At 62.2% G+C, this 24,979-nt stretch carries 27 protein-coding genes; 7 read left to right on the forward strand and 20 right to left on the reverse strand.

Going from position 1 to position 24,979, the window contains the following annotated elements:
• Positions 1-35 precede the first annotated feature (35 nt).
• On the forward strand, positions 36-1,259 hold the full coding sequence (locus NKI32_RS15915) for a bifunctional 2-C-methyl-D-erythritol 4-phosphate cytidylyltransferase/2-C-methyl-D-erythritol 2,4-cyclodiphosphate synthase (RefSeq protein WP_353002975.1): 1,224 nt from the start codon (positions 36-38) through the stop codon (positions 1,257-1,259).
• Positions 1,256-1,765: a CinA family protein gene (locus NKI32_RS15920; RefSeq protein WP_023696095.1), complete on the forward strand. Its 510-nt coding sequence runs from the start codon at positions 1,256-1,258 to the stop codon at positions 1,763-1,765. Before NKI32_RS15915 ends, NKI32_RS15920 begins: the two co-directional genes overlap by 4 nt.
• On the opposite strand, the gene NKI32_RS15925 is transcribed toward NKI32_RS15920, so the two are convergent.
• From NKI32_RS15925 to eno, 11 genes are all read right to left on the reverse strand, one after another.
• Positions 1,741-2,202: a type II toxin-antitoxin system RatA family toxin gene (locus NKI32_RS15925; protein WP_023710532.1), complete on the reverse strand. Its 462-nt coding sequence runs from the start codon at positions 2,200-2,202 to the stop codon at positions 1,741-1,743. The genes NKI32_RS15920 and NKI32_RS15925 overlap by 25 nt on opposite strands.
• 12 nt (positions 2,203-2,214) lie before the next feature.
• Complete coding sequence (lipA, locus tag NKI32_RS15930) at positions 2,215-3,180, reverse strand: lipoyl synthase (RefSeq protein ID WP_023688453.1); 966 nt, start codon at positions 3,178-3,180, stop codon at positions 2,215-2,217.
• A gap of 208 nt (positions 3,181-3,388) precedes the next feature.
• Positions 3,389-3,646 (reverse strand): GlsB/YeaQ/YmgE family stress response membrane protein, encoded by a 258-nt coding sequence (locus tag NKI32_RS15935; protein ID WP_023668920.1) that lies wholly within the window; start codon positions 3,644-3,646, stop codon positions 3,389-3,391.
• Positions 3,647-3,748: 102 nt separating this feature from the next.
• Positions 3,749-5,197: a dihydrolipoyl dehydrogenase gene (lpdA, locus tag NKI32_RS15940; protein WP_023668919.1), complete on the reverse strand. Its 1,449-nt coding sequence runs from the start codon at positions 5,195-5,197 to the stop codon at positions 3,749-3,751.
• A 21-nt stretch (positions 5,198-5,218) separates the two neighbouring features.
• Positions 5,219-5,860: an SGNH/GDSL hydrolase family protein gene (locus NKI32_RS15945; RefSeq protein ID WP_023682555.1), complete on the reverse strand. Its 642-nt coding sequence runs from the start codon at positions 5,858-5,860 to the stop codon at positions 5,219-5,221.
• Positions 5,857-6,276 (reverse strand): hypothetical protein, encoded by a 420-nt coding sequence (locus NKI32_RS15950; protein ID WP_023668917.1) that lies wholly within the window; start codon positions 6,274-6,276, stop codon positions 5,857-5,859. The genes NKI32_RS15945 and NKI32_RS15950 overlap by 4 nt, the downstream gene beginning before the upstream one ends.
• Positions 6,277-6,290: 14 nt before the next feature.
• Positions 6,291-7,712, reverse strand: a complete 1,422-nt coding sequence (locus NKI32_RS15955) for a pyruvate dehydrogenase complex dihydrolipoamide acetyltransferase (protein ID WP_353002976.1) — start codon at positions 7,710-7,712, stop codon at positions 6,291-6,293.
• A gap of 18 nt (positions 7,713-7,730) precedes the next feature.
• A complete protein-coding gene (locus tag NKI32_RS15960) occupies positions 7,731-9,152 on the reverse strand; it encodes a pyruvate dehydrogenase complex E1 component subunit beta (protein ID WP_023691277.1) in 1,422 nt (473 codons plus the stop codon).
• 15 nt (positions 9,153-9,167) lie between these two features.
• On the reverse strand, positions 9,168-10,214 hold the full coding sequence (pdhA, locus tag NKI32_RS15965; protein ID WP_023682559.1) for a pyruvate dehydrogenase (acetyl-transferring) E1 component subunit alpha: 1,047 nt from the start codon (positions 10,212-10,214) through the stop codon (positions 9,168-9,170).
• A gap of 195 nt (positions 10,215-10,409) precedes the next feature.
• On the reverse strand, positions 10,410-10,733 hold the full coding sequence (locus NKI32_RS15970) for an FtsB family cell division protein (RefSeq protein WP_023748672.1): 324 nt from the start codon (positions 10,731-10,733) through the stop codon (positions 10,410-10,412).
• 137 nt (positions 10,734-10,870) lie between these two features.
• The gene (gene eno / locus NKI32_RS15975; RefSeq protein WP_353002977.1) at positions 10,871-12,145 is read right to left on the reverse strand and encodes a phosphopyruvate hydratase; all 1,275 of its coding nucleotides are present in this window, start codon (positions 12,143-12,145) and stop codon (positions 10,871-10,873) included.
• Positions 12,146-12,248: 103 nt separating this feature from the next.
• Between eno and NKI32_RS15980 the strand changes: the two genes are divergently transcribed.
• A complete protein-coding gene (locus NKI32_RS15980) occupies positions 12,249-13,829 on the forward strand; it encodes a glycoside hydrolase family 19 protein (RefSeq protein ID WP_352497449.1) in 1,581 nt (526 codons plus the stop codon).
• 109 nt (positions 13,830-13,938) lie between these two features.
• The gene (locus tag NKI32_RS15985; RefSeq protein ID WP_023688444.1) at positions 13,939-14,061 is read left to right on the forward strand and encodes a hypothetical protein; all 123 of its coding nucleotides are present in this window, start codon (positions 13,939-13,941) and stop codon (positions 14,059-14,061) included.
• A gap of 77 nt (positions 14,062-14,138) precedes the next feature.
• Here NKI32_RS15985 and NKI32_RS15990 read toward each other — a convergent pair whose 3' ends face one another.
• From NKI32_RS15990 to NKI32_RS16015, 6 genes are all read right to left on the reverse strand, one after another.
• Positions 14,139-14,504 carry a PRC-barrel domain-containing protein gene (locus NKI32_RS15990; RefSeq protein ID WP_023668909.1) on the reverse strand — a complete coding sequence of 122 codons (366 nt, stop codon included), beginning with the start codon at positions 14,502-14,504 and terminating at the stop codon, positions 14,139-14,141.
• 81 nt (positions 14,505-14,585) lie between these two features.
• Positions 14,586-14,789 (reverse strand): dodecin family protein, encoded by a 204-nt coding sequence (locus tag NKI32_RS15995; RefSeq protein ID WP_023668908.1) that lies wholly within the window; start codon positions 14,787-14,789, stop codon positions 14,586-14,588.
• A gap of 97 nt (positions 14,790-14,886) precedes the next feature.
• Positions 14,887-15,765, reverse strand: coding sequence for a 3-deoxy-8-phosphooctulonate synthase (gene kdsA, locus NKI32_RS16000; RefSeq protein ID WP_353002978.1), 879 nt, complete (start codon positions 15,763-15,765; stop codon positions 14,887-14,889).
• On the reverse strand, positions 15,762-16,634 hold the full coding sequence (locus NKI32_RS16005; RefSeq protein WP_353002979.1) for a VOC family protein: 873 nt from the start codon (positions 16,632-16,634) through the stop codon (positions 15,762-15,764). Before NKI32_RS16005 ends, kdsA begins: the two co-directional genes overlap by 4 nt.
• A 55-nt stretch (positions 16,635-16,689) precedes the next feature.
• Entirely contained in the window at positions 16,690-16,980 is a 291-nt protein-coding gene (locus NKI32_RS16010; RefSeq protein ID WP_023682566.1) for a Dabb family protein, read from the reverse strand.
• A 113-nt stretch (positions 16,981-17,093) separates the two neighbouring features.
• Entirely contained in the window at positions 17,094-17,228 is a 135-nt protein-coding gene (locus NKI32_RS16015) for a hypothetical protein (RefSeq protein ID WP_023668905.1), read from the reverse strand.
• A gap of 259 nt (positions 17,229-17,487) precedes the next feature.
• On the opposite strand from NKI32_RS16015, the gene NKI32_RS16020 reads away from it, so the two are divergent.
• The gene (locus NKI32_RS16020; RefSeq protein WP_023668904.1) at positions 17,488-18,738 is read left to right on the forward strand and encodes an SAM-dependent methyltransferase; all 1,251 of its coding nucleotides are present in this window, start codon (positions 17,488-17,490) and stop codon (positions 18,736-18,738) included.
• 60 nt (positions 18,739-18,798) lie between these two features.
• Here the strand turns inward: NKI32_RS16020 and NKI32_RS16025 are convergent, their stop codons facing one another.
• Positions 18,799-20,778, reverse strand: coding sequence for a bifunctional 2',3'-cyclic-nucleotide 2'-phosphodiesterase/3'-nucleotidase (locus NKI32_RS16025; RefSeq protein WP_353002980.1), 1,980 nt, complete (start codon positions 20,776-20,778; stop codon positions 18,799-18,801).
• A 141-nt stretch (positions 20,779-20,919) separates the two neighbouring features.
• Positions 20,920-22,185 (reverse strand): NAD(P)/FAD-dependent oxidoreductase, encoded by a 1,266-nt coding sequence (locus tag NKI32_RS16030; RefSeq protein ID WP_023668902.1) that lies wholly within the window; start codon positions 22,183-22,185, stop codon positions 20,920-20,922.
• A 181-nt stretch (positions 22,186-22,366) separates the two neighbouring features.
• Between NKI32_RS16030 and NKI32_RS16035 the strand changes: the two genes are divergently transcribed.
• Positions 22,367-23,032 carry a 5-formyltetrahydrofolate cyclo-ligase gene (locus tag NKI32_RS16035; protein WP_353002981.1) on the forward strand — a complete coding sequence of 222 codons (666 nt, stop codon included), beginning with the start codon at positions 22,367-22,369 and terminating at the stop codon, positions 23,030-23,032.
• Here NKI32_RS16035 and NKI32_RS16040 read toward each other — a convergent pair.
• Positions 23,029-23,502 (reverse strand): Lrp/AsnC family transcriptional regulator, encoded by a 474-nt coding sequence (locus tag NKI32_RS16040; RefSeq protein WP_023668897.1) that lies wholly within the window; start codon positions 23,500-23,502, stop codon positions 23,029-23,031. The two genes, NKI32_RS16035 and NKI32_RS16040, sit on opposite strands and share 4 nt — an antisense overlap.
• Before the next feature lie 155 nt (positions 23,503-23,657).
• Here NKI32_RS16040 and ald point away from each other — a divergent pair, with 155 nt between their 5' ends.
• On the forward strand, positions 23,658-24,773 hold the full coding sequence (ald, locus tag NKI32_RS16045; RefSeq protein WP_353002982.1) for an alanine dehydrogenase: 1,116 nt from the start codon (positions 23,658-23,660) through the stop codon (positions 24,771-24,773).
• The last annotated feature ends 206 nt before the right edge of the window (positions 24,774-24,979 follow it).

Below are 24,979 nucleotides of genomic sequence, written 5' to 3' on the forward strand. Positions count from 1 at the left end.
GGCCTTCGCCATAAGCCGCGACTAAGCCTCTCGGCATGACAGACGCAAGCGAAAAACCGGCCGAGGCGACGACCGACAAGGTCGGCTTGGTCATCGTTGCCGCCGGTCGCGGCGCGCGTGCCGGAAAGGCCGACGGGCCGAAGCAATATCAGCGCATCGGTGGCCGTGCCGTCATCGCGCGCACGCTGGAGACTTTCCTGGCGCATCCCGGAATTGGCCCCGTCGTCGTCGCCATCCATGCCGATGACCGCGCGCTTTTCGACAAGGCAGCCGGCCTGTTCGCCGAGCGGGTTACCGCCGCGGTCGGTGGCGAGTCGCGCCAGGCATCGGTCCGGCTCGGCCTGCTTGCGCTGAGGGACCGTGCGCCCGGCCGTGTCCTTATCCATGACGCGGTGCGGCCGTTTGTCGACGCGGCCCTGATCGACCGTACCATCGCCGCCATTGGCGAGCGCCAAGGCGCGCTGCCCGCTTTGCCCGTCGCCGATACGCTGAAGCGCGAGTCGGCGACCGGCATGATCGAGGAGACGGTGCCAAGGGCCGGCCTTCATGCCGCGCAGACGCCGCAAGGCTTTCCGTTCTGGCCGTTGCTCGCCGCGCACGAAAAGGCCCATCATCTCGGCAAGACGGATTTTACCGACGATGCCGCGATCGCCGAATGGGCGCATATTCCGGTGAAAATCGTTCAGGGGTCGCCGGACAACGTCAAACTGACCTGGGCAAGGGATATTGCGATGGCGGATCAGCGGCTTACTGGCGAGCGTTTTCCAGACATTCGCACCGGCAATGGCTATGACGTGCACGCTTTCGAGGCCGGCGACCATGTCACCCTGTGCGGCGTCGCCATTCCGCACGGCAAGAAGCTTTCCGGCCATTCGGATGCCGATGTCGGCCTGCACGCGCTGACCGATGCGCTGCTCGCCACTTGCGGCGCCGGCGACATCGGCACGCATTTCCCGCCTTCCGATCCGCAATGGAAGGGCGCGGCGTCAAAGATCTTCGTCGAGCATGCGGCCAGGTTGGTGCGCGAACGCGGCGGCCGCATCGCCAATGCCGACATCACGCTGATCTGCGAGGCGCCGCGCGTCGGCCCGCATCGCGAGGCCATGACCAACGCGTTGTCGGCGATGCTGGGCATTTCCAGCGATCGCATCTCGATCAAGGCGACGACGAACGAGAAACTCGGCTTTGTCGGCCGCGAGGAAGGCATCGCCGCCATCGCCACCGCCAGTGTCGTCTTCCCCGGGGAGGTTCCCGCATGAACAACAGCGATCTTGCCAACGCCCTGCTCCAGGTCTGCCAGCAACGCGGCATCATGCTGGCGACGGCCGAGAGTTGCACCGGCGGCATGATCATCTCGGCACTGACCGACATTGCCGGCTCGTCCGCTGTCGTCGATCGCGGCCTCATCACCTATTCCGATGAAGCAAAGATGGAGATGCTCGGCGTCTCGCCCGCCACACTCGAGGCGCATGGCGCCGTCTCGCGCGAAACGGTTCTGGAGATGGCGGAGGGCGCTCTGGCCCGCTCGCGCGCCGGGCTTGCGCTTGCCGTCACCGGCATTGCCGGCCCAGGCGGCGGCTCGCCGGAAAAACCGGTCGGCCTCGTCTGGTTCGGAGTTGCCCTAAGAGGTGGGCCGGTGGCTGCCGAGCTCAATATGTTTGCCGACAATGGCCGCGACTTCATCCGCCGCGAGACGGTCAAGCATGCGCTGGAGATCGGCCTGCGCGCGCTGGGCGACACTCATGAGATGGGCGTCGTTCCGTAGATGACGTCCGCACGTTTTTCGAACGCTTCGGAAAACATGCGGAAGGCGCGATCGAACATGGTGCCCATCAACACGCCGAGGATACGGCTCTTGAACTCGTAGTCGATGAAGAAGCGAACGTTGCAGCCGCCGCCGTCGGCCGGCTCGAAGCGCCAGATATTGCTTAGATATTTGAACGGCCCATCGATGTATTTGACGTCGATTGTGTTCTCGTCCGGCTTCAACAGCACCTGCGTCGTAAAGGTCTCGCGGATCGCCTTGTAGCCGATGCTCATATCGGCGAGGAGAATGGTGCGGCCATCACGCTCCTTGCGAGAGCGCACCGTCAGCGCCTCGCAAAGCGGCAGAAATTGCGGATAGGTCTCGATATCGGCGACCAGAGCAAACATCTGCTCCGGCGTGTGGGCAACGCGGCGTGTGGCTTCGAATTTCGGCATTGAATCAGGATTTTAACTGGCTTTTTTGAGCTGCGCCTCACGCGCCGCCCGCAGCCTGGCGAAATCGTCACCGGCATGATGCGAGGAGCGCGTCAGCGGGCTCGACGCCACCAGCAGGAAACCCTTGGTCTTGCCGATCGTCGCGAAGGAGTTGAACTCCTCCGGCGTGACGAAGCGGATCACCGGGTGGTGTTTCTTCGACGGCTGCAGATACTGGCCAATGGTCATGAAGTCGACATTGGCCGAGCGCAGGTCATCCATCAGTTGCAGGATCTCGTTCCGCTCTTCGCCGAGGCCGACCATGATGCCGGACTTCGTGAAGATCGACGGGTCGAGCTCCTTGACCCGCTGCAACAGCCGGATCGAGTGGAAATAGCGAGCACCCGGCCGCACCGTCAGGTAGTTCGACGGCACGGTTTCGAGATTGTGGTTGAAGACATCGGGCTTGGCCGCCACGACGATCTCCAGCGCGCCCTCCTTGCGCAGGAAATCGGGCGTCAGGATTTCGATCGTGGTCAAGGGCGTCGCTGCTCGGATCGCCCGGATAACCTCGGCGAAATGCTGCGCGCCGCCATCGGCAAGATCATCGCGGTCGACCGAGGTGATGACGACATGGGTCAGCCCCATCTGCTTGACGGCATGCGCGACACGCGCCGGCTCATCGGCATCGAGCGCGGTGGGAATGCCGGTGGCGACATTGCAGAAGGCGCAAGCGCGCGTGCAGATCTCGCCCATGATCATGAAGGTGGCGTGCTTCTTTTCCCAGCACTCGCCGATATTGGGGCAGCCGGCCTCTTCGCACACCGTGACCAGCTTGTGCGACTTCACGATCTCGCGGGTTTCGGCATAGCCCTTCGACATCGGCGCCTTGACGCGGATCCAGTCGGGTTTGCGCAGCACGTCCTGATCAGGCTTGTGTGCCTTCTCGGGGTGCCGCAGGCGCGGCGCGTTGGCGATCGTGTCGAGAACAGTGACCATCTCAAACCTGACTTGTTGGCGTCTGCCCGTCGGCATTCGCCCTTCTGGCGTCATCTAGGGCTTTTCGGTGCAAAGAAAAAGGCTGCGGCGGCGCATGCCGCCACAGCCTTTTTCGCATAGCGGGGATCCAGAGCAATTCCAGGAAAAGTGTGACACGGTTTTCCGTCCGGAATTGCGTCAGAAGAACGAGATAAAACGGCGAGCCGTTTTATCGGCGAATGAGCCGCCCGGCAAAAATCAGCAGGCAGGCGCCGATGAAGCCTGTGATCAGGTAGGCGAGCCAGCCGACTCCGAAGGGTTCGATGTTGAGCGCCCTGAGAATTGCGTTCAGCACCACCGCGCCGACAATGCCCATAATGATGTTCATCAAGACGCCGGTATTGCTCTTCATGACCATCTCGGCCAGCCACCCTGCCAAACCGCCGATGATGATGGCCGCAATCCAGCCCACGCCATTCACGTCCATATGCCAACTCCTCCAGTGTCAGGTGAAAATGCATCCGGAAACGAACTGTCTTGCCGTAAGGTTCCTCCGGCGCATGCGTCTGAGTCTCGCGGCAGCAATTTATCACGCGTTGAGCGCACGGCCATAGGCATCAAGCACGCTTTCCTTCATCATCTCCGACAGCGTCGGATGCGGGAAGATGGTGTGCATCAGTTCTTCCTCGGTGGTCTCCAGGTTCATCGCCACGACAAAGCCCTGGATCAGCTCCGTCACCTCGGCGCCAACCATATGCGCGCCGAGCAGCTGGCCGGTCTTCTTGTCGAAGATGGTCTTGATGAAGCCCTGGTCCTCGCCAAGCGCGATCGCCTTGCCGTTGGCGCCGAACTGGAAACGGCCGACGCGGATGTCCTTGCCTTCGGCCTTCGCCTTGGCTTCGGTGAGCCCGACCGAGGCGACCTGCGGGTTGCAATAGGTGCAGCCCGGGATCTTCAGCTTGTCTGTCGCATGCACGCCGGGGAAATTGGCGATCTTCTCGATGCAGACCACGCCTTCATGCTCGGCCTTGTGGGCGAGCATCGGCGGTCCGGCGACATCGCCGATAGCGTAGATGCCGGGAACGTTGGTCTTGCCATAGCCGTCAATGACGACGCAGCCGCGATCGGTCTTCACGCCGAGCGTCTCGAGGCCGAGATTATCGATGTTGCCCTGCACGCCGACGGCCGAGATCATGCGGTCGGCGGTGATCTTCTCGACCTTGCCGTCCTTCATCTCGACATGGGCGGTGATCGAGTTGGCACCCTTCTCGACCTTGGTCACCTTGGCCTCGAGGATGATTTTCATGCCCTGCTTCTCGAACTGCTTCTGCGCGAATTTCGAGACCTCGGCATCCTCGACCGGCATCACCGCCGGCAAAAGCTCGACCACCGTCACCTCGGCGCCCATGGTGCGGTAGAAGGAGGCGAACTCGATGCCGATGGCGCCCGAACCCATGACCAGCAGCGACTTCGGCATCTCCTTCGGCACCATCGCCTCGAAATAGGTCCAGATCAGCTTGCCGTCCGGCTCGATGCCGGGCAGCGCGCGCGGCCGGGCGCCGGTGGCTAGAATAATGTGCTTGGCGGTATAGGTGCCCTCGCCCTTGACGCCCTTGGGCACCGGCGGCTGCGGCTCCATCGGTTTCTTGGCCGTCTTGGAGACGACGATTTCACCCGGCTTGGAGAGCTTGGCCTCGCCCCAGATAACGTCGACCTTGTTCTTCTTCATCAGGAAGGCGACGCCGCCATTGAGCCTCAACGACACTTTGCGCGAGCGGTCGACGACAGCGGCCGTGTCGGCGCTGACCTTGCCGCCTTCGAGCTTCAGGCCGTAGTCCTTCAGATGATCGGAATAGTGCATGATCTCGGCCGAGCGCAGCAGCGCCTTGGTCGGGATGCAGCCCCAGTTGAGGCAGATGCCGCCGAGATGCTCGCGCTCGACGATCGCCGTCTTGAAGCCGAGCTGGGCGGAGCGCACCGCCGTGACATAGCCGCCGGGGCCTGAGCCGATGATTATGACGTCGTAGGATTCAGCCACGGGGTTTCTCCCTGATTTTCTCTAGAGTTCCAGCATCACACGCACCAATGGCGCCAATGCGTCACCTATATTGCGCGTGTTTTCGGCATCGAGATGGACCCCGTCGATCGGTGTGGTCTCGGCCACCGTGCCGGCATCGAAAAAGCCGCAGCCGGCCTCGTCGGCGAGCGCGGAATATTGCGGCGCCAGCCGCTTCGAGGCCTCGTCGCCGCCGGCAAACATTTCCTTGAATTCGGCATTGTCGGTGCGGCTGACCGCTGGTGGCGCGACGATCAGGATTTGCGGCGCGGCCCAGTCGAACGGATAATCGTGGCCGCGCACGATGTCGATCAGCCGCTGCACCCCCTGCTTGGCCGCGACCGGATTGCCGTGGATCCAGGGCTTCATGTCGTTGGCGCCGAGCATGATGATGATCAGGTCGAGCGGCGCATGGCTGGTCAGGATCGTCGGCAGCACCTTGGCGCCATTGCGGTCGGCACCAGCCAGGTGATCGTCGAAAGCCGTGGTGCGGCCGTTCAGACCTTCGGCAATGACTTCGATATCATCGTCGCCCAACGCCGCCTTGAGCACGCTCGGCCAGCGATCTTCCAGCGCATGACGCCCGAGGCTCGCCGCGTCATAGCCCCAGGTCAGGGAATCGCCGTAGCAGAGGATCGTCTTCATGCACCCGCACCCGCCTCCGCCCTAAGCCCGCGCCGCACGCGCCATCCCACGAACAGCCACTGCACGATAACCGTGGCGATGCTTGGCAAAAACAGACCGGCGACAACGGGGAGATCGCCCGACCACTGGGCTTTGCCAGGCGGCTGCGAGAAGGTCCAGGCAATCAGCCCGATTCCGGCCAGCACGAACAACGAAACCCCAACAAGCCCCGTCAGGTTTATCGCCCTTTGCGGGTTTGGCACGAACTGCGCGATGAAAAACGCCACCGTCGCAACGATGGTGACCAGCGCCGAAACCATGAAGACCAGGATGTATTCGGAATTCGCATTGGTGACGATTGCCAGCCACAGCGCCACCAGCCCGCCGGCCAGGCCGGAAAGGATCAGGGCGAAAAGGCTGGTGACGAATTTCCGCACAGCCTTTTTCCTTCCTAGACCAGCATGCCCATCGGATTTTCGATCATGCGCTTGAAGGCGACCAGAAGTTCGGCGCCGAGCGCACCGTCGACGGCGCGGTGATCGGTCGACAGCGTCACCGACATGATATTGGCGATTTTGATCTCGCCATTCTTGACCACCGGCCGCTGCTCGCCCGCACCCACCGCCAGGATCGTCGCATGCGGCGGGTTGATGACGGCGGCAAAGTCCTTGATGCCGAACATGCCGAGATTGGAGACAGCCGTCGTGCCGCCTTGATATTCCTCAGGCTTCAGCTTGCGGCTGCGGGCACGGCTCGCCAGATCCTTCATCTCGTTGGAGATAGTGGACAGCGTCTTTTCGTCGGCGTGGCGGATGATCGGCGTGATCAGGCCGCCGGGGATCGACACGGCAACGCCGACATCGGCGTGCTTGTGCTTGACCATGGCGCTTTCGGTCCACGATGCATTGGCATCCGGCACCGCCATCAGCGCCATCGCCATCGCCTTGATCACCATGTCGTTGACCGAGAGTTTGTAGACGGGAGCCTCGCCCTTGTCGGTCTTCTTCGTCGGAGCAGCCGCATTGATCTGTGTGCGCAGCGCCAGCAGCGCATCGAGCTCGCAGTCGAGCGTCAGGTAGAAATGCGGGATGGTTGTCTTGGCCTCGACCAGGCGGCGCGCAATGGTCTTGCGCATATTGTCGTGCGGGACGAGCTCATAGGACCCTTCGGCAAACAGCTTCAGCACCTGTTCGTCCGACATCGCCTTGGGTGCCGCAGCCGGAGCCGCAGGTGCCGGAGCGCCGGCAGGTGCGGCCTTCGCGGCCGGTGCAGCCTTGGCGCCACCGCCGGCAATCGCCGCCTCGACATCGGCCTTGACGACACGGCCATGCGGGCCGGTGCCGGTTACGGCGGACACATCGACGCCTGCATCCTTGGCGATGCGACGAGCCAGCGGCGAAGCGAAGGTGCGCTCGCCTGACGATTGGCTGATCTCCCCCCTTGTGGGGGAGATGGCCGGCAGGCCAGAGGGGGGCGCGACAGACTGAGAGGTCGGCGGGGCAGCGCCCCCCTCTGTCGACTTCGTCGACATCTCCCCCACGGGTGGGGAGTTTGACGCCTTATCCTGTTTGGCATCGGCTTTCGCGGGCGCGGCATCGCCGCCGCCCTTTGCCGCTGCACCTGCATCCTCGCCTTCGCCGGCGAGAATGGCGATCAGCGCATTGACCTTCACGCCTTCGGTGCCGGCCGGAACGACCAGCTTGGCGACCGTGCCCTCATCGACGGCCTCGACTTCCATCGTCGCCTTGTCGGTCTCGATCTCGGCGATCACGTCGCCCGGCGAAACCTTGTCGCCTTCCTTGACCAGCCATTTGGAAAGATTGCCCTCTTCCATCGTGGGCGACAGCGCCGGCATGGTGATGTTGATTGGCATGATGTCCTCCCGACCGGCTCAGCGATACGTGACGGCTTTGACCGCCTCGATGACCTCGCCGACATTGGGCAAGGCCAGCTTTTCGAGGTTCGCCGCATAGGGCATCGGCACGTCCTTGCCGGCGATGGTGATGACCGGCGCATCGAGGAAGTCGAAGGCGCGCTGCGAAACCTGGTTGGCGATGTGGTCGCCGACCGAACTTTGCGGGAAACCTTCTTCGACCACGATCAAGCGGTTGGTCTTCTTCACCGAGGCAATGACGGTGTCGAGGTCGAGCGGACGGATGGTCCTGAGATCGATGATCTCGGCATCGATGCCCATGCCGCGCAGCTCGGCTTCCGCCTTGATGGCATAGGTCATGCCGATGCCGAACGAGACGATGGTGACGTCCTTGCCCTGCTTGTGAATGCGCGCCTTGCCGATCGGCAGCACGAAATCATCGAGCTTCGGCACGTCGAAGGACTGGCCGTAGAGGATTTCGTTTTCAAGGAAGATGACCGGGTTCGGATCGCGGATCGCCGCCTTGAGCAGGCCCTTGGCGTCGGCAGCCGTGTACGGCATCACGACCTTCAGGCCGGGAATATGGCTGTACCAGGCGGCATAGCACTGCGAATGCTGGGCGCCGACGCGGGCGGCCGCACCGTTCGGTCCGCGGAACACGATCGGTGCGCCCATCTGGCCGCCCGACATATAGAGCGTCTTGGCCGCGGAGTTGATGATCTGGTCGATCGCCTGCATGGCGAAGTTGAAGGTCATGAATTCGACGATCGGCTTCAGGCCGGCCATTGCCGCACCGACGCCGACGCCGGCAAAGCCATGCTCGGTGATCGGCGTGTCGACCACGCGGCGCGGCCCGAATTCCTGCAGCAGGCCTTGCGTGATCTTGTAGGCGCCCTGGTATTCCGCGACCTCCTCGCCCATGACGAAGACATCGCCGTCGCGGCGCATTTCCTCGGCCATGGCATCGCGCAAGGCCTCGCGCACCGTGGTCGAGATCATCTCGGTGCCGGCGGGAATATCCGGATCGGCGGCAGGTTTGGCTGCCGGAGCGGCGGGAACTGCCTTCGGAGCCTCGCCGGCATCCTGGGGAGCCGCCTTTGAGCCTTCCTCGGCTGCATCGGTCCGCTGACCGCCAGCGGAAACGGCATCCTGGGTTGAGGCAGGCTGGCCGCTCTTTTCGACATCGCCTGCACTTTCGCCGTCCTGCAGCAACACGGCGATCACCGCATTGACCTTGACGCCTTCGGTGCCGGCGGGAACCACGATCTTGCCGATCGTGCCTTCATCGACGGCCTCGACTTCCATCGTCGCCTTGTCGGTTTCGATCTCGGCGATGACATCACCGGCGACGACCTTGTCGCCCTCGTTCTTCAACCACTTGGAAAGATTGCCCTCTTCCATGGTCGGCGAGAGAGCGGGCATGAGAATTTCGATCGGCATGTCCTTGCCCTCCCGTTACAATACGATGTCGGTCCAGAGCTCGGACGGATCCGGCTCTGCGTCGTGCTGGGCAAATTCGGCGGCGTCGGCGACGATGTCGCGGACTTCCTTGTCGATGTTCTTGAGCTCGTCCTCGGTCGCCCACTTCTTGGCCGTCAGCCGCGCCTTGACCTGCTCGATCGGATCATGATCCGAGCGCATCTTCTGCACTTCTTCCTTGGAGCGGTATTTCGCGGGATCCGACATCGAGTGACCGCGATAGCGATAGGTCTGCATCTCGAGGATGATCGGACCGTTGCCGGCACGGCACCATTCGGTCGCCTGATCGCCGGCGGATTTGACCGCACGCACATCCATGCCGTCGACCTGAATGCCGGGAATCTTGAACGAGGCGCCGCGATGCGAAAAATTGGTTTCGGCCGACGAGCGCGACACCGAAGTGCCCATGGCGTAGCGGTTGTTCTCGATGATGTAGATCACCGGCAGCTTCCACAGCGAGGCCATGTTGAAGCTTTCATAGACCTGACCCTGATTGGCAGCGCCATCGCCGAAATAGGTCAGCGACACATTGTTGTTGTCGCGGTAGCGGTTGGCGAAGGCGAGACCGGTGCCGAGCGAGACCTGCGCGCCGACAATGCCGTGGCCGCCGTAAAAATGCTTCTCCTTGGAGAACATGTGCATGGAGCCGCCCTTGCCCCTCGACAGGCCGCCACGGCGTCCGGTCAGCTCTGCCATGACGCCCCGCGGTGACAGTTCCATCGCCAGCATGTGGCCATGGTCGCGATAGGCGGTGATCATCTGGTCGCCGTTGATCAGCGACATCTTCATGCCGGTGACGACCGCTTCCTGCCCGATATAGAGATGGCAGAAGCCGCCGATGAAGCCCATGCCGTAGAGCTGGCCGGCCTTTTCCTCGAAGCGGCGGATAAGCAGCATGTGCCGGTAGGCGGCAAGCTCCTCGTCCTTGGTGAAGTCGGCCGGCTTGGGGGCGGAAAGCCCGGTTGATTTGGCGGATGTCGATTTAACGGATTTGGCAGGCGCTTTTTTGGCGGCGGTGGCCATGCATCACTCCCTGTTGGCGTCTCTTTGCGGACACTAAAGCAGACCATGTCTGCTCCGGGGAGGATCAGCTCCTCCCCACCGATTGGAAGGAAGCTAACATGCGAGACCGCGTTTCGCCATGCAGAAAAACGCATGGCTGGCATGCATCTAAATGTCTAGAATCATTGGAAATAAAAGCGATTAACCTAAATTAGGTTATTTCGAATTGGCCGGCAGCATGATGGTGATTTCATCGGGCTGGGACAGATTGAGCGCCCGGCGTGCCTGCTCGTCGAGCATATCCTTTTCAAGCGTGCCCTCATGCATCAGCTGGACGCGCCGCTCCAGATCGACCCGGCGCGCCTTGATGGCATCGTACTTGGCCTGCAATTCGATGCTCTGCGCTTCGAGCTGATATTTGGAATTGATGCCGAACTCGCCATGATAGGCATGGAAGCCGAAATAGGCCAGGAACGCCACGCAAAGCGACGGGATGATCAGCCGGCCGGTGTTTCTCTGCTTGTGCTGGCGTGTCCACATGGTCGCAGTCCTCTGACCTGTCTATCTCGCCCGATTGTGCTTAATGGACGGTTACGGACAGGTGCATTAGCCAGCGCCCGCAACGAAAAAGGGCGGGAAAATCCCGCCCTTCGTCGTTTTCGCCAGTTCGGCAGAATTTAAGCTTTGATTACCGACTTGCCGGCGTAGCGCGCCTGCTTGCCGAGCTCTTCCTCGATGCGGATCAGCTGGTTGTACTTGGCCATGCGATCCGAGCGCGACAGCGAACCGGTCTTGATCTGCCCGCAATTGGTGGCGACGGCGAGGTCGGCGATGGTCGAATCCTCGGTTTCGCCCGAACGGTGCGACATGACGGCTGTGTAGCCTGCCTTGTGCGCGGTCTCGACAGCGTCGAGCGTTTCGGTGAGCGAGCCGATCTGGTTGACCTTGACCAGGATCGAATTGGCGACACCCATGCGGATGCCGTCGCGCAGCCGCGCCGTGTTGGTGACGAAGAGGTCGTCGCCAACCAGCTGCGTCTTGTTGCCGATCAAATCGGTCAGGTACTTCCAACCCTCCCAGTCGTCCTCGGCCAGGCCGTCCTCGATCGAGATGATCGGATAGTCGGCGGCGAGCTTGGCCAGGTACTTGGCCTGCGCCTTGGGATCGCGGGTCCTCTTCTCGCCCTCATAGACGTAATTGCCGTCCTTGAAGAATTCGGTCGCCGCACAGTCGAGACCAAGCGCGATCTCCTCGCCCGGCTTGAAGCCGGCCTTCTCGATCGATTCCATGATGAAATCGAGCGCCACCGGCGCACTCTTCAGATTGGGCGCGAAGCCGCCTTCGTCGCCGACATTGGTGTTGTGGCCGGCATCCTTGAGCTTCTTGCGCAACGTGTGGAAGATTTCCGAGCCCCAGCGCACGCCTTCGCGCAGCGTCGGCGCGCCGACCGGCAGGATCATGAATTCCTGGAAATCGATCGGATTGTCGGCATGCGCGCCGCCATTGATGATGTTCATCATGGGCACCGGCAGCAAATGCGCCTTGGTGCCGCCGACATAGCGGTAGAGTGGCAGGCCGGCGGCTTCCGCTGCTGCCTTGGCGACCGCCAGCGAAACGCCGAGAATGGCGTTGGCGCCGAGCCGGCTCTTGTTGGGCGTGCCGTCGAGCTCGATCATGGTCTGGTCGATGTGGATCTGGTTTTCGGCTTCCATGCCGCCGATCGCCTCGAACAGCTCGCCATTGACGGCCTCGACCGCCTTGAGCACGCCCTTGCCGAGATAGCGGGCGCCACCGTCGCGCAGTTCGACGGCCTCATGCGCGCCGGTCGACGCGCCGGACGGCACCGCGGCGCGGCCCATCGAGCCGTCTTCGAGAACGACGTCGACCTCGACGGTCGGATTTCCACGGCTGTCCAGGATTTCACGCCCGACAATGTCGATGATGGCGGTCATTGCGATGTCCCCGATTGATCGATTGAAAGCGTCGCGCCCCTCTTAGCCAAAGTGCCGCAAAAGGCAATCAGGAATGGCATGAAATAATAGTGACGATCGCCCCATGCGCTCAGGCCGTGGGGCATGGGCGACGCCATCTGAACGCAAACAGCCCGCCCTGACGTCATATGTCTGGCGCCGCATGGGGCGGGTGCCCCTCCCCTTTGATCGCGGCAATCCCTTATCACAAAATACCAGGCGGCACGCAAACTCCAGCAGATGCTTCAAAAGAGGCTACCGCCAACGTGACAAACTTCACAATGCAGAGAATTCGAAGATGTTAGCGTCACATCTACAACGCGAACTATTTGGCGACCACAGTGAAATCAACACACTTGAACTCTTTGGGGAGGCGGCAATGGCAGCGATTTCAGGCACTGGCTGGGAACTTCTTATTAGCCGCAAAGTCGAGCATATGAGGGGCACCAGACGCAGGACGGTTGGTACCTATAAAGTCTTCCACAACGGCACGGCAGTAACGGGTCTATCGGGGTTCGTGTGTGAATCTCGCGGCCCAGGCGACAATTCCAAAGAAGACAATGGCAGGCGCATCGAGCCCGGCACCTATCCGCTGGCGACACAGGCCGGAGGCAAATATGTGACGATCGGCTACACTGGCGCCAAGACGCCACCCAAACCTGGACTCGAACTGCTGAAGACCAACAAGCGCACCGAAATCCTGATCCATCCGGGCGTCAATTTCCTGTCCAGCGTCGGATGCATCAACCCGACGAAGAAGGTGAGCGGTCCGCTTTCCGACATGGATTTCACGGAGAGCCGGACACGCGTAATCGCCCTCATCGACGATCTGAAAACCTTTGCCGGCGGTGGCTTCCCGAAAAGCAACGGCAAGCGAATTCCCAATGCTTCGGTGGTCGTCGAAGGCGAACCGGTGCTGTCGACCGAGAGTGTCGAGAGCGTGCTCGAAGCCGTTGCGGGCGATCCGAACAAGGGTTTGCCAGCAGCGGTCTTCCAGAAATTCGCGCCGAGACCGGCAAGCGGTTCCAAGCGAACAATCTATGACGGTTACATCGGCGCCTTTACCTCCGACAAAGGCCTCAAGACAATTGGCGATCATGGCGTGTGCAACAACTATGATCGGCTGATGCATTTCTTCGCTCAAGCGGCGATGGAAACCGGTGGCTTCACCCTCGTTCGCGAATCCCTGACCTACACGACCGTGGCGGCAATCCGGAACGCATGGAGGTCGCGAGCCGCGGGCAAGACCGATCAGTGGATCGAGGACAACCTGCTGCGCAAGCCACAAGCCCTGGGCGACTGGGCCTATGGCGGCCGCATGGGCAATGTGAAAGGAACGTTGGACGGCTTCAATTTCCGCGGCGGCGGCACGTTCCAGACCACCGGGCGCGACGCGTACACGGCCAAGGGCAAGCTCGCCAAGGTCGACCTCGCCAATCATCCTGAACTGATCGAGGATCCGCAGATTTCGCTGCTCGCAGCTTGCGCCGAATGGAAAGGGTCAGGCTGCAATGCCTTTGCCGATGCCGGCCTGATTAAAAAGATCTCGCGCGCGATCAACGTCGGCAACGCCAATTCCACCACGCCGGCCAATGGCGAAGCGGATCGGATCGCCTGGCATGAAAAGGTTTTCAAGGCGGTGAAGAATGCCGGACTCCTCGGCTGAGCATGCCTCGGATCACGTTCGACAACACCACGTCATCATAATTCAGAGATAACAATCTATGTGTCGATTAGGATGGTGATGCGCGGGGCGAAACAGGAGGAGTTTCGCCATGTCCGAGTTGAGCGGTATCGTGAGTTTGTTCCTGATCGCGGCGGCGTTCCTGACGTCGTGCGATACGCAGCAGCCGCCAAAGGCGGCGACGCAGCTGTCCACGCTTTACGCAGCAGAATAGAAACTGTCGGGTTACACTGAAAAGGCCCCCGTTTCGGAATTCGGGGGCCTTTTCACGTCAGGCGTCAGCGCAGCTGATCAATGCCAATACGGCGTGACCTTGTAGTAATCATAGGAAGCATCACGTGCGGCCTCGCCATCGGCGCCGGCCAGTTCATTGATCGAATAGGCGGGTGCTGCCTTCAGCTGCTCCTTCGAGAACGGCACGACATAGCCGCCCTTGTCCTCGTCATAGTCGAGGCTCGCCCACGGAATGGCGTGATACTTCTCGCCAATGCCGAGAAATCCACCGAACCCGATCACCGCGAACATGATGCCGTTCGACGTCTTGTCGAGCATGATGTCCTCGATGCTGCCGATGCTCGTGCCCTCGGTGTTGTAGACCGACGTGCCGATGACGCGCGAAGCGGCGATTGCTTCGGTGTGGCCTGTTTGGGTGGTCATGGCTGATGCTCCTCATGTCGTTGATCTATACTTTGACAATGAGGTGCGCGGGCGAAAGTTCCCGTTTTTTCGAGCGGGCGGTTACTCCGCGAGGATGAACGTCACCTTCATGTTGACGCGATACGCCGCGATCCTGCCGTCCTCGACGACGATCTTCTGGTCCTGGATCCAAGCGCCTTCGACGTTCTTCAGGGTTTTGGATGCGCGCTCAATCCCCTTCTCGATGGCGTCCTGAAAGCTCTTTTTCGACGACGACGTGATTTCGGTGACGCGGGCGACGGACATGGCTTCCTCCTGCCAAGACGCTCATTTGCAGGAGCGAGCCTCCAGCCGGCTTATGCCTTCCACAAGCAGGGCAGCGCGCGCGCCATAGCCGAAACCATCAGCCTCGGTTCAGGTCAGCAGCATTCTTGGCGATGCGGTCGAATGCCATCAGTCTTTCGAGCAGCGCCGGCATGTCCTTCAGCGGCAGCATGTTGGGCCCGTCGGAGGAGGTCGAATTGTCGGGATCCTGGTGGGTCTCTATGAACACGCCGGCGACGCCGACGGCAACGGCAGCCCGCGCCAGCGTCTCGACAAAGCGGCGCTCGCCACCGGAGGAACCGCCCTGCCCGCCCGGCTGCTGCACCGAATGGGTGGCGTCGAAAATCACCGGCGCGCCGATCTCGGCCATCACAGGCAAAGCCCGCATGTCCGACACCAGCGTGTTGTAGCCGAAAGACGCGCCGCGCTCGGTGGTCAGCACATTGAGGTTGCCCGAACCGGTGATCTTGGCCACCACGTTCTTCATGTCCCAAGGCGCCAGGAATTGCCCCTTCTTGACGTTGATCACCTTGCCGGTCTTGGCGGCGGCGACCAGCATGTCGGTCTGGCGCGACAGGAAGGCCGGAATCTGCAGCACATCGACATGGTGTGCGACGATCGCGCACTGCTCCTCGGTGTGGACATCGGTCAGAATGGGAAGCGAAAACGCCTTGCGCAACTCGTCGAACACCGGAAGCGCCGCGTCCATGCCGGCGCCGCGCGTTGCCGACAGCGAGGTGCGGTTGGCCTTGTCGTAGCTGGTCTTGTAGACGAGGCCGATGCCGAGCTTGCCGGTCAGTTCCTTCAGCGCGCCGGCCATTTCGAAAGCGTGCTGGCGCGATTCGAACTGGCACGGGCCGGCGATCAACGCCAAGGGCCCGCTGTTGTCGAAGACGACGTTGCCGACGGTTACTGACGAATTCGGCGCCAGCGAATTAGGCCCTTGCGGCTTGCTCATGGGGTCTCCCGGAAGATGAAAGCCGCGCCCTGTCCGGATGCCGGCTGCACGACGATTTCGTTGCCCGCTATATCGTGCCCGACGGCGTTGTCTGCAAGCAGCCTCGCGACAGCGCCGACACTGCGGGCCGAAAAGGCGATCGCGGCGAAGCGAAGGTCCGTCGGCGCGCCAGCCGACATGCCGAAGCGCTCAGCGAAAGCCGCGGGCTTGAGAACGCTCAAACGCGCGTTCGCCAGGTCGAACGCCGTGCTGCTCCTCTGCCTCGAACCCGTCGCTGTCTCGATCAGGTGGCGCTTTTCGGATGGCACGCCGCTGACCGCGACGATTTCGGCAATGCCGGTCACGCCGTTGGCATGGGCCTGCAGTGCCGTACGGTCGATTTGAGGGGCGTTGATCCGCTCGCAAGCGAACAGAAAGGCGTCCATCGTCTCGGCGCCGGCGGCGAAAGCCAGTTTGAACGAGGCCATGTCGCTCTTTCCGGCCGTGTCGGTGAAGGCGCGGGAAAAGCTCAGTACGTCTCCCGCCGACAGGCCGGCTTTGATAAAGCGCGCATGGTCCGCATCGGCATCGTCGGTGGCCAGCACCACGGCGGAAAAGCCCTCATCGCCCAGCCTGGCGCGATAGAGCCGGTCGCGCGCGACAAAGACATTGCCACCGGCAAATGCCTCGTCTGCAGCCTGTTCATTCCCGACCGCCAGCGGTTCGAGGTAGGTGCCGTCGGCAAGGAAGACGCAGCAATTTTCGGTGCCGAAAGGGTGGATGCCGGTTGGTGCGACGATGAAGCCAAGCGATGTCAGCCGCGCCCGCGCCACGGCGAGGCTCGCCGTCGGCAACACAAGATGGTCAAGCGGATGGATCGTGCTGGTCATGCCGGCGCGGTGTGCATCATTCCGGAAATCGGTTCAAGGCCTCTTGCCAGCCCGATCAGGCCATCGCCACGACATCGGCCGAATAGCGCAATTCGCGCAATGGTTTGACCCGACTGGTCGTCTCGGCATAGAGCGGGTGCGCCTTGTAGGCGGCAAGCGCGGCATCATCCTCGAACTCGGCATAGACGACCACGTCGATCGCATCCGACAGCGGATCGACCTTGGTGTTGAGCGTCACCTCGAAGAGGCTTGAATGCGGGATCTTGCCCAGCGCGAGCAAGCCCGTGCGCACGGCCTCGACATCGTCCTTGCGCCGCGCGCTGAAGAAAACGATATGCCGGATCACACCTGCCTCCACGTTCGATTTGCGGCATGTTTTGTGTGAGCGGGACCGTCGCGTCAACCGCCACGATGTCGCGCCCGGCAATGCCGGCAGGCGACTTTGCAGAGGCGCAAAAGCTAGGCTTTGCCGGTGACGTAGCGCACGACGCGCGACATTTCCCTGACCGTCGTGTCGAGATAGCGGCCCTGATTATAGAGGCCATCCCAGATCAGGAAAAAGGCGATGGCGGTGATGACGATGACGTAACGCATGGCTGAAACTAACGTATGTGGCTGTTCCTAACCATAGCGATTTCACCGGCGGTCGCTCGCCCTCACCGATTCTGGCCCCAGGCACGCCACCTGGGCCAGTGCCGGGCACGGCTTGCCTCTTGAAGTTCCGGTCGATGCGGTGGAAGATTGTGGCGAAAATTTAAGCAGGCTACGGCGTTCGCGCCTGGCGAATGAAAGTGGAGGATGTGGAGGCCGGCAGATCTTGCGCCGCCCCCGCGGAAGTCCAGGGGGGTGTGAGATGGCTGTCAGGGAATACAAAGGCATCGGCGACGCCATCAGGCTGGACGAACTCAATTTCGCCGAGATCGTCAAGGGCCTGCCGGCCAAGGCGCGCATGGTGCTGTCGGCGGCGATGAAATTGCCGCGCGGTTCGCTGAAGGTGAGGATGCCGGATGGCCGGGCGGTGCTTGTCGGCGGCAACGGACCCGGGCCGGATGCCGAGCTGGTGTTGAAGAACTGGCGCCTGCCCGGCCGTGCCTTTTCCGGCGGCACCATCGGCGTTGCCGAATCCTACATGGACGGCGACTGGGAAAGCCCTGATGTAACCAGCTTCCTCGAACTGTTCGTCGTCAACTCGGCCGTTGGGGAACGCATTGCCGGCGGCGCCAACTGGCTCATCAACACGGTCCAGCGCATCCGCCACTGGTTCAACGAAAACACCCGCACCGGCTCGAAGCGCAACATCTCGGCGCATTACGATCTCGGCAACGCCTTCTACAAGCAATGGCTCGATCCCAGCATGACCTATTCGTCGGCGCTCTATGCGACCGGCGCCAACGACCTGGAAAGCGCTCAGGCCGCCAAATACCGCGCGCTGGCCAAGGATACCGGCATCGGCAAGAAGGACCATGTGCTCGAGATCGGCTGCGGCTGGGGCGGTTTTGCCGAATTTGCCGCGCGCGAGATCGGCTGCCGCGTCACCGGCCTGACCATCAGCCGCGAACAGCACGATTTCGCCAAGGCGCGCATCCAGAAGGCGGGACTGTCTGACAAGGTCGACATCAAGCTGCAGGATTACCGAGACGAAACGGGCACTTACGACCGCATCGCCTCGATCGAGATGTTCGAGGCGGTCGGCGAAAAATATTGGCCGGTATTTTTCGGCAAGATGAAGGCGTGCTTGAGGCCCGGCGGCACCGCCGGCCTGCAGATCATCACCATCAACGAGGCCGCCTACGACACCTATCGGGCGAGGCCGGATTTCATCCAGCGCTATGTCTTCCCAGGCGGCATGCTGCCGACGCCGTCGATCCTGAAGACGCTGGGCAGCGACCATGGCCTTGCCCATCTGCGCGAGCGCGTCTTTCCGGACGACTATGCCCGCACGCTTGCCGAATGGCGCAACCGCTTCTGGGCGTCGTGGGAAAAGATCGTCCCGCTCGGCTTCGACGACCGCTTCAAGAAGCTTTGGGAATTTTATCTCCACTATTGCGAAGCCGGCTTTAGAGCCAGCTACATCGACGTGCGCCAAGTGGTCTACAAAGCCTGATCCGAAGCGTGATTGAGCGGGCGTATGCCCGCTCGTTTTCCCTGTTAGCTGCACGTTGCCTCAAAGCAGGATGCGATACTTCGCAAACCCGGATTCGCCCTCGCCGGCCGGCTCGATCTTGAGCGATTTCACTCCCGATATGAAATCCTTCGCTTTGGGGCCGGTCTCGAACACGACGCTGGTGCCGGGCAGCGGCGTGAACGACCAATTGTCGTCGGCCGAGGGATTGATCGTGCCTTCGCTGACGACGTAGCGCACGATCACGTCGCGGTTGGTGTCCGGCGCCTCGTAGATGATCTTCGAGGCATTGATGTCGGGGAAATTGCCGCCACCGCCGGCGCGGTAATTGTTGGTGGCGACGACGAATTTCGCTGCCGGATCAATCGGCTTGCCGTCGAAGCTGAGGCCGACGATGCGGTTCGAGCCGGCATTGGCGACGCCACCCTTGGCATCGTATTTCGGCAGCTGCGACAGGTCTATTCCGTAGCTGACGCCATCGATCACATCGAAATTGTAGGACGGGAATTCGGTGTCGATGAGCGCCTGGTCGGCCTTGCCCGGCTCGATCTTCCTGAAAATGCCGGCCGACATTTCCAGCCATTCCTTCACTTGCGCGCCGGTGATTTCGACGGCGCGCACCGTGTTCGGATAGAGATAGAGGTCGGCGACGTTCTTGATGGCGATGTCGCCCACCAGCACGTCGGTATAGTAGTCGGCGCCGTTGCGCCCGCCGGCCTTGAAGGGTGCTGCCGCCGACAGCAGCGGCACATCCTTCCACTGCGTGCTCTTCAATATGTCCATGAGGTACCAGCTCTGCGCCTGGTTGACGATCTGCACCGACGGATCGTCGGCGACCAGCGCGAAATAGGAATAGAGCGGCGCCGAGGTCTTGCCGACCGGTCGGCGGACATAGGCAAGTGTCGCCTCATGGTCCGCCTTCAGCGCATCGACGACGCGCTGGTCGTCCGCCACCGTCGGCTTGTTTGCCTTGTCGACGCGCTGGTAGATCGGCCTTGCCTCCGATGTGGCCGAGGCTACGCGCCATTTCGATCCGTCCCGTTCCAGAAGCAGATCGATCAGTCCCATATGCGAGCCCCAGAAACCGCCCATCACGGCGGGCTTGCCCTGCAGCGTGCCCTTCTCGGTGTCGACGCCTTCGAGCGCCTGAAAATCCTTCTTGCCGGGGAAGACGAGATGCTGATGGCCGGTGAACACCGCATCGATGCCTTCGACGCCGGCGACGAAGAAGGAGGCGTTCTCCATGCCGTCGCCCTGCTTGATATCGATGCCGGAATGCGAGAGCGCGATGACGATGTCGGCGCCCTCCTCCTTGATCTGCGGCACCCATGCCCTGGCCGCCTCGACGATGTCGCGCGTCCTGACATTGTCTTCCAGGTTCTTCAGGTCCCAGACCATGATCTGCGGCGGCACAAAGCCGATGATGCCGATCTTGATCGGCTGCTCGGCGCCCGACCCGTCCTTGATCTTCTTGTCGAGGATGACATAGGGCTTGAGGTAGAGCTTGTCGTCGCGCGGTTTGGCGGCAAGCTCGGTGCCGCGGATCAGATTGGCGCAGACGAAGGGGAAATTGGCTCCGGCCAGCACCTTGTCGAGGAACGACAGGCCGTAATTGAACTCGTGATTGCCGAGCGTCGAGCATTCATAGCCCAGCAGGTTCATGCCCTTCATGATCGGATGCAGATCGCCTTCCTTGAGGCCCTTCTCATAGGCGATGTAATCGCCCATCGGATTGCCCTGCAAAAGATCGCCATTGTCGATCAGCATCGCATTGGTGGCTTCCTTGCGCACCGCCGCGATCAGTGAGGCCGTCCGTGACAGGCCCATCGTGTCGTTGGCTTTGTCGGCGTAGTAGTCGTAAGGCAGCACATTCACATGGATGTCGGTGGTCTCCATGATCCTCAGATGCGCCTGATTGGCCTGCGCGCGGGCGGAAAACGGATGGAGCATGATCAGCGCCCCGCTGGCGGCCGTACCGGCAAGAAAACTACGGCGGGAGACGGGGTAATTGAGATGCGGCATTGGTTTTCCTTCCCAGCGACGTGACAAGATCCCAGCCCCGGGCGGAAGCTTCGCGCCGAAAACCGGCCATGTCCATCGGGAAGTCAGTCGATCAGCAAAAGGTGACGGCTGGATGAATATCCTTGGCCGCGGTTGAGAACCTCAGCCCTTGTCATCGTCGCCCTGGGTGATCAGCCGCGCGCTGCGCTGGCCGGTGAAATAGATCCATAGCCAGCTAAGCGACACCGAGAGCCGGTTGCGGAAACCGATCAGGAAGTAGATATGCGCCACGCCCCACAGCCACCAGGCAAGCCATCCCGTGAGCTTGATCGAGCCGAAATCGATCGCGGCTGCCCACTTGCCGATCGTCGCCAGGTCGCCGGCATGTTTGTAGCGGAAAGGCCGCGGCGCGCCATCGCCGGCCAGCCGCGCCCTGATCGTCGCGGCGACATGCTTGCCCTCCTGCTTGGCCGAGGGCGCCACGCCGGGCACCGGTTTGCCGTCCGGCCGCAAGACATGCGCGGTGTCGCCGATGACGAAGATTTCAGGACTGTTCGGCACGGTCAGATCGGGCTCGACCATTACCCTGCCCGCCCGGTCCACCGGCGCGCCCAGCCACTCTCCCGCGGGTGAAGCCGCCACGCCGGCGGCCCACAGGATGGTTCGCGCCGGCAGATGCGTATCGCCAAAGACGACGCCTTCGGCATCGAGGCGCGTGACGGCGCGGCCAAGCTCGACCGTGACGCCCCGCCGCTCCAGCGCCTTGCGCGCATAGTCGGACAGCTTTGGCGCGAAATTGGCTAGGATCCTGTCTCCGGCCTCGACCAGCACCACACGCGCCTCACGCGTGTCGATGTTGCGGAATTCGCCGCGCAGCGTTTCATGCGCGAGTTCGACAATGGTGCCGGCAAGCTCCACGCCGGTCGGGCCGCCGCCGACGATGACCAGTGTCAGCAGTGCCTGGCGCTTGGCCGGATCGGTCTCGCGCTCGGCCTGCTCGAAGGCGAGCAGGATGCGCCGCCGAATGGTGGTTGCGTCTTCAAGCGTCTTCAGCCCGGGCGCGAAAGGCTCCCATTCGTCGTGGCCGAAATAAGCATGACGCGCGCCGGTGGCGAGCACCAGCGTGTCGTAGGGAACAGAACTGCCGTCCTCAAGCAGCACGCGTTTGCCTGGACGGTCGACGCCGGTGACGTTGCCGAGCAGGGTCGTCACGTCCTCGCGCTTGCGCAGCAGATGACGGATCGGCCAGGCAACTTCCGAGGTCGCCAGCGAGGTGGTCGCCACCTGGTAGAGCAGCGGCTGGAAAAGGTGATGGTTGCGCTTGTCGATCATGGTGATGCGCACGGGTGCGCCAGCCAGCGCCCGGGTGAGTTCGAGACCGCCGAACCCTGCGCCGACGACAACGACATGATGGCTGGTTTCACTCATCGCATTCACCCCTGTTTGTCTCCCTTTATCTAGTGATTTTTGTGCACCGCAACAATGTCGCGGCGCGCTAGACTGCCGCGCGTAAGGCTGCCCAGGACTCGTCGCCGGATGTCGCGAATGCCTATGTCGGCAAGCCTGGACGGGTATAGCCTTGCAGGGGCTGGAACCACGGGAGTGAAGCATGGCCAACGACGATGACAAAGATCGCAAAGGGCGGGCGCAATATTCTTCGCCGCCTTGCTTCATGCACGAACTCGATCCGGAATTTCGCGCGCCATTGACCGACTGGACCGATGTGCGCCGTTGGCGCAAGGCCGAGCGCGAGCGTCTGATCGCGGCACGGTTGGCGGTTTCGGCCGATGCGCGGGTGGCGATGTCGCGGGCTATCACCGAAGGCCTCGACGCGGCAATCGGCGACATCGCCGGCCGCATGGTCAGCCTGTACTGGCCGTTTCGCGGCGAGCCGGACCTGCGGTCGTGGATGGCGTCGATCAACCAGCGCGGCGGCCGCACGGCACTGCCAGTCGTCATCGAGAAGGGCCAGCCGCTGATCTTCCGCGCTTATGTGCCTGGCGACCGGCTGGAAAAAGGCGTCTGGAACATCCCTATCCCCGCCGAAGGCGACCCGGTGCTGCCCGACATCGTCATCTCGCCGATCGTCGGCATCGACCCGCGAAACTACCGCCTGGGCTATGGCGGTGGCTTCTTCGACCGCACGCTGGCTGCCATGCCGTTCAAGCCATTGGTCATCGGCGTCGGCTACGAACTGCAGCGCATAGCCACCATCTACCCGCAGCCGCACGACATCCCAATGGATAGGCTGGTGACCGAGACTGCTCAGGGCTAGGCCAGTTCCGGCTTCATGCCCATCGCCGTGCGATCGACGATCTCGCGCAGGGCAAACGACGAATTGATCTTGGTCACGTGCGGCATCGCCGACAGCCATTCCTTGTGGATGCGCTCATAGTCGACCAGGTCCTTGGCGGCGATGCGCAGGATATAGTCATATTCGCCCGACATCAGGTGGCAGGACAGCACATTCGGGCAGCGCTTGATCGCCGCCTCGAAATCCGACAGCGTCTTTTCGAATTGTCCCGACAGCGATATGTGCACGATCGCCGTCATCTGGTGGCCGAGCGCTGCGTTCGAAAGCCGGGCGTGATAGCCGCGGATGGTGCCGGATTTCTCCAGATTGTCGAGCCGGCGCGAACAGGCCGACTGCGACAGGCCGACCCTTTCGGCGAGCGCCGCATTGGGTATGCGGCCATCCTTCTGCAGTGCCTCGAGAATGGCGATATCGATCCTGTCGAGCGGCATTTCTCGTGATTCCTGCGAAATTTCCTTGATTTCGCGCAACGATTATCGAAACGCGTGACCCCGCGCAAGCGCATTCGCAAACACCTGCGCAACGATTCGTGGTTCACTCGGTTGATACAGGGAACGAGCCCGAAGGGCCGGATCAGGAGAAGACTATGCGCGTCGGCTGCCCCAAGGAAATCAAGAACCACGAATACCGCGTCGGCCTGACGCCGGGCTCCGTCCGCGAATATGTCGCGCATGGCCATGAAGTGCTGGTCGAAAGCGGCGCCGGCGCCGGTATCGGCGCCGATGACAATGCGTATCGCGCCGCCGGCGCCACTATTGCCAAGAGCGCCGCCGACGTGTTCGCCAAGTCCGACATGATCGTCAAGGTCAAGGAGCCGCAGCCCAACGAATGGGCGCAGCTGCGCGACGGCCAGATCCTCTACACCTATCTTCACCTGGCCCCGGATCCGGAGCAGACCAAGGGCCTGCTCGCGTCCGGCGTCACCGCAATCGCCTATGAGACCGTAACCGACGACCGCGGCGGCCTGCCGCTCTTGGCGCCGATGTCGGAAGTTGCCGGCCGCCTGTCGATCCAGGCCGGCGCGACCGCGCTGCAGAAGACCAATGGTGGCCGCGGCGTGCTGCTCGGCGGCGTGCCCGGCGTACTGCCCGGCAAGGTCACCGTGCTCGGCGGCGGCGTCGTCGGCCTGCATGCCGCCCGCATGGCGGTCGGCCTCGGCGCCGACGTCACCATCATCGACCGCTCGATCCCGCGCCTGCGCCAGCTGGACGACCTCTTTACCGGCCGCGTCCACACCCGCTACTCCACAGTCGAGGCGCTTGAGGAAGAATGCTTCTCGGCCGACATCGTCGTCGGCGCCGTGCTCATCCCGGGTGCTGCTGCACCCAAGCTGGTGACTCGCGAAATGCTGTCGGGCATGAAGAAGGGCTCGGTGCTGGTCGACGTCGCCATCGACCAGGGCGGCTGTTTCGAGACCTCGCACGCCACTACCCATGCCGAGCCGACCTATGAGGTCGACGGCGTGATCCACTACTGCGTCGCCAACATGCCGGGAGCCGTGCCGGTGACCTCGGCGCACGCGCTCAACAACGCGACGCTGCATTATGGCCTGCAGCTGGCCGACAAGGGCCTGAAGGCGCTGGTCGACGACCACCATTTGCGCAACGGCCTCAATGTCCACAGGGGCAAGATCACCAATCGCGCCGTCGCCGAAGCACTCGGCTATGAGCTGGTCGAACCGAAAGTGGTTCTGGCTGCCTAACCCCACCTAAATCCTGATCTCACCTAAATTGGGAAGACTTGCTCCCGTCAGCCCGCCGGCTCATCCCGGTGGGTTTTTTCTTGCGGGCAAAAAGCCGGCAACAAAAAAGCGGAGCCAAAGCCCCGCTTCCTCGATATCGAGATCCCCGCCGGTTCATCCGCGGTCGGCAATCCATCGACATTCACCTTTTAACGTATGAATGCGAC

Source organism: Mesorhizobium sp. M0761 (assembly GCF_040320205.1).
In the GTDB taxonomy this organism is placed as follows: Bacteria; Pseudomonadota; Alphaproteobacteria; order Rhizobiales; family Rhizobiaceae; genus Mesorhizobium.